General features: G+C 44.9%; 4 protein-coding genes. All 4 read right to left on the minus strand.

Annotated features, from left to right (window positions below; all coding sequences use genetic code 11):
* Positions 1-268: 268 nt before the first annotated feature.
* Positions 269-2,464, minus strand: coding sequence for an ATP-binding cassette domain-containing protein (locus tag J6O61_RS08650; protein ID WP_292211997.1), 2,196 nt, complete (start codon positions 2,462-2,464; stop codon positions 269-271).
* Positions 2,465-2,478: 14 nt separating this feature from the next.
* The gene (locus J6O61_RS08655; RefSeq protein ID WP_292211999.1) at positions 2,479-4,650 is read right to left on the minus strand and encodes an NHLP family bacteriocin export ABC transporter peptidase/permease/ATPase subunit; all 2,172 of its coding nucleotides are present in this window, start codon (positions 4,648-4,650) and stop codon (positions 2,479-2,481) included.
* Between the two features lies 1 nt (position 4,651).
* Positions 4,652-4,873, minus strand: coding sequence for a hypothetical protein (locus J6O61_RS08660; RefSeq protein WP_292212002.1), 222 nt, complete (start codon positions 4,871-4,873; stop codon positions 4,652-4,654).
* Between the two features lie 58 nt (positions 4,874-4,931).
* Positions 4,932-5,132: hypothetical protein (locus J6O61_RS08665; RefSeq protein WP_292212005.1), on the minus strand; the 201-nt coding region annotated here is incomplete at its 5' end.

The raw sequence follows: 5,132 nt of genomic DNA on the forward strand, positions 1-5,132 counted from the left end.
CCAGGCCAGAACTAAAACGTTAGCTTTCGTTCTGTCCGTTATTACTTTTGGTTTGTTACTTCTGAATAATTCTCTTGGAATTTTTCAGGGTTGCATTACTGTTTATTTGTCAAGGTGCTAGAGCCCGAAATCCGCTCTATTGCTGCGTTTGCACTGTTTTTAACTCATCAGCGCCGCAACGAATCTAACTATATCACCACCAAAAACTAATGTCAACAACTTTTTTAAATTTTTTATATTTTATTTTTTGCCAAATCCGCAAATGCACTTAAATACTGGCTTCGTTGTCCGGAAGCTGCCTGGAGACAAGGTCTGCAAACTCTCCCTTTAGAGCCATGAGCTCCTCATAGGTTCCATCCTCCGCAATCTTGCCATCCTTAAGAAGGATGATCCTGTCGCACTGCTTTATTGTGGAGAGTCTGTGGGCTATCACGATTCTGGTGCAATTCATCTCGTCAAGGGCATCGGAGATCTGCTTCTGGGTGATATTGTCCAGGGCACTTGTAGCCTCATCAAAGATAAGTATCCTGGGCCTTGGTGCAATGGCTCTGGCGATGAGAAGGCGCTGCTTCTGTCCTCCGGATATTCCGTCCTGCCCCTCGGAGATAAGGGTGAACATCCCCATGGGCATGCTTCCGATGTCATCCGCTATGCCGGCTATCGTTGCGGCTTTCCAGGCTTCATCTACTGAGAGCCAGGGTGCTGTCAACACGATATTTGAATAGATATCTCCCGGAAATAACTTTCCGTTTTGCATAACAGAGCCGATCTTCTGTCTGAGAGATTTAAGGTCAATCTGCTTAAGGTCTTTTCCATCATAGTAAACTGTCCCATTCTGAGGAGTCTCAAATCCAAGCATCAGACGCATCAGAGTGCTTTTCCCGCAACCGGTCTCTCCTACTATAGCCACGTACTGCCCCGGCTCTATCTTTAACGACAGGTTATCAATTACAGGAGGCATATCGCTTCTGTATCCAAAGGTAATATTGTTAAGCTCCACTCCCCCGCCAAGGCTTGTTATGATTTCCTTGTCGCCGGCTATTTCAGGTTCAGCCTCAAGGATAGGCTTTGCCATTTCAAGTATAGGCTTGATGCGGGATATAATGGTCACTATGCTCGTAAGTGACATAAACGCAGCACTTACCATTCCATAGGATGAATTAAAAGCATAGTACTCGGAAACAGACACGCCAGTTTTAAGGGCCATATAGTACATAACTATTCCGCCTATAAGGGACAGACCAAGACTGATAACGCTGCTGACCTTAAGGTAAGTGGGTGGATTGTACAAAAGAGCTGCCTGATCTGCATAGGTTTTTGCCCATCTTCCGAAAGCTCTTTTCTCCGCGCCGGAAAGCTTTATCTTCTGAATACCGGAAATAATTGAATAACTAAGTCCGTTCTCCTTACTTCCAAGCAGGAGCTGTTTCTCGGTTATCTTCATCTGTAAAAGAACCGAGACAACAGTCACGATTACCGTAAGCAGAGTCACTATGAAAGCCGGAATCACAAGCCCCGGTGCAAAAAGAACTATTTGGATAATATACAAAAGAGAAAACAGTGATGACAACGTAGTTGAAACCGTAAGGGTTACCATATCGGTACAGAGATTGTTGATATAACCCATTCTGTTTGCCAGCTCACCGGAATTGTAATCCTTAAAAAAAGATGCCGGAAGAGATAACATTCTCATCATGGCTGCGGCTTCAACATTGACGCTGAGCTTGGTATTAATACGGATATTAACAAGGTTTTGAGAAGCGGATAGCAGGAATCTGCTGATGGTGGCAGACAGGATAAAGATAATTGCAGCTACCAGCATTCTCCCGCTCCCGGATTCTATTACCGTTGAAAAGAGAACCCGGTTCATATTAGGGATTGAAAGACCTATCGCAGTGGATAAGAGCATGATAAAACACAGCATAACGATATCCGATATGCTGATCTGTTCGCAGATATATCTCACAAGATCAAGAGTTCCGATCCTTGTAAGAGGAAAGGGCTTGTACAGGACTATTGCATCGGTTTCAAAATTGTCTTCAATATGTCTGGTTACTTTGATAAAACGCCCGCTTACATGTTCGTAAAAACAGTAACCTGAAAATCTGTCAGGTATCAGTGCTACCAGACTTCCGTCTGTCTTAAGCCTTGCAAGCATTGCTCCCTGGGCGTTTCTGTGCCACCCCTTTTCAAGTTTGACCCTGCGATGCATAATTCCGTAAGGACGCATCTGATATTCCAGGATTTCATTGATATCAGTGACATCTTCGGGAATCGGAGCACCTTCTATATGAAAATATTCAAGAATCTCTTCCACCGGGTTTGAGGAGATTTTTTTCTCCTCTTTTTCTCCACCCTCTCCGGGCTTGCCGGTAACTGCACCGGCCATCTGTTTGAAGGATTCTGAAAAGATCTCAGCATCTGAGCGTTTTCTGTCATGAATCTGCTCATCAAACCAACCCATAATCTCTCTCCCACTTATTCAATGCTTACCAGTGCATTATATGTACCGCCAAGCCTGATAAGTTCATCATGTTTTCCTCTCTCAATTACTCTGCCATGATCCAAAACAATTATTTCATCACAGTCCCTTATGGTAGACAATCTGTGGGCTATAACAATAGTAGTTATCCCCCTGTCGGCGATTGCCTGTACGACGTTTTTCTCAGTTCTGGCATCAAGGGCACTTGTAGCCTCATCCAAAATGACAATTGTGGGATCCTGAGCCAGAACCCTTGCGATCTCAATGCGCTGACGCTCGCCGCCGGAGAAGTTGGTTCCCCTCTGGGTGATACCATAGCTATAGTCTCCGGGTCTTTTCATGATGTCGTCATGAATGCCTGCGTCTCTTGCAGCCAGTATTACTTCAAAATCCTCTATGGAACTGTCCCACATCTTGATATTGTCAGCGACGCTGTCTTCAAAGAGTATGATGTCCTGATCCACCACTGCGACAGATCCGGTAAAAACATTTCTGTCTATCTCACTAATGGGCTTACCGTCAAAGAGGATCTCGCCCTCCCAGGGCCTGTAAAGACCCGAAATAAGCTTGGAAAGAGTGCTCTTTCCGCTGCCGGATGCTCCCACAAGAGCAATCTTCTGCCCCTTTTTCACCTCCAGTTCAAAGTCCTTTATAAGAGGAGCATCGAGCCTTGAATATCCAAAGGTAACACCACGCATGGATATATTGCCGCTGAGCTTTTCGTAATGCTCTTCATCGCTGACGTTGTCAAACATCGGATCATCCGGGTAAGAAAGGACATCCTCAATCCTCTCCATAGCGGTACGCATTTCCTGTATCGTCTGTCCGGCACCTACAAGGTTTCCGGCAGGTCCCAGAAAAGAATTCATAAATCCCTGAAAGGCGAAGGCCATACCTACCGTAAAGCGCCCTTCCAGTACAAAATATACACCGATCCCTAAGATCGTTGCGTTAACAAAGCCTGATAATATTGCGGGGATCATGCCGAGATATGCATCCTGCTTCTGATATTTAATGCTCTGGGTATTTACCGATGCCTGAAAACCGGACCACTTCTCAAAAAAGCCGTTTTCTGCACCGCTTGATTTTATGGTCTCTATCATGTCTATGGCGTTTACCGTGGAGGAGGCAAGCTTGCCCTCATCCCGGAGCATAACACGCATTATATTGATTCTTTTAAGTGATATCCAGTTACAGATAAATGCATTTACTATTACAAAGAAAATACCGAAGCACGTAAGGGTGATCGAATATCTGAACATCACTACAAGATAAAAGATCATCATCAGAGAATTAAAGAAAAGCGGAGCAACTGTATCTATCAGGGTCTGGGAAATCTGAGTGTTGCTCATCTTTCTAAGCTGCAGATCTCCAGCCATGCGCTGGGAGAAGAATTCCATGGGAAGTCTTAATATCTTCCACATGTAGCTGCTGCTCCCAACCACAGCCATTTTTCCGTTTATCCTCAGGGAATAGATGGCCTTTATCCAGGATGAGGTAATCTCTATAATGGCAAGCAAAACAAGCCCTATAAAAAAGGGCCTGATCCAGCCTCTGTTAAGTCCTACTATCAGCCTGTCCAAAAATATTCGTGAATATCCCGCCCTGAAAATAGCGGTCAAAGATGCGATGATTGTGGTAAGTGTCACGAAAGAAACGGCAACAGAACTGCCTTCAAGATGTTTTCTGATATACCCGAACATGCTTTTTCGTTTGCCGCCGGTCTCAAAATTCTCCCCCGGTTCCATCATAAGAACCACACCGGTGAAGGCTTCATCGAAGCGCTCTTTGGAGACAATGATACTGCCTCTGGCAGGGTCGTTTAAAAACACCTTGTCTTTTGAAAAACCTTTGCAGACAACGAAGTGATTGAATTCCCAGTGTACTATGCAGGGGAACTGCCCCTCCTCAATAAGCTCCTCCGGCTCAAACTTATAGGCATTGGCCACCATTCCATAGTTTCTGGCAGCATCCAGCATCTTTCTTGCATTTGAACCGTCACGGCTGACTCCGCAGTCTATTCTTGCCTTCTCTAAGGGAACCCATTTCCCGTAATATGCGAGCACCATACAAAGAGCCGCTGCACCACACTCAAGCGACTCCATCTGCATGATCATTGGGGTCCTGGCAACCCCTTTTGTCTTTGGCTTTTTTATCTTCCCCTTCATGTCAGTTTGTTACATAGGTAATAGGATGAACGATCTGACTGCTACCGTCCGGATTCTCGTCCTCTACCGTACCAAATATCCCCCATACAAGCATTCCAACGAGCATGATGATCATGGCTATAAGTACGATCCAAACCGGAAGTCCTGTCACACGTATGTAATCATTGAGTTCCTCGGGAGCCCCCACTCTCTCCAGGCTCTTTTTTCTAAAAAGTTCGCTCATAGTATTCCTTCATTCTTTAATGATTACTATTTTCACTTTTTAGTTTACCATATTTAGATTAATTAAGACCATTCAGTTCAGATATTGTGTCAACAACTTTTGTAACTTCACAATAAACAGCCTGGTGATCTCTCCAGCCAACTGAAACATCGGTCAGATCATACTCTGTAGCAGCATCCATGCTGTAGCTGTTTTCTGTCTCCGCAAGGCGCTGTCTGAGTTCTGCATACTCAGGTCCTGAGATATCTGTAGGAAGGTC

It is taken from the genome of Butyrivibrio sp. (assembly GCF_017635265.1).
GTDB lineage: Bacteria > Bacillota > Clostridia > Lachnospirales > Lachnospiraceae > Butyrivibrio.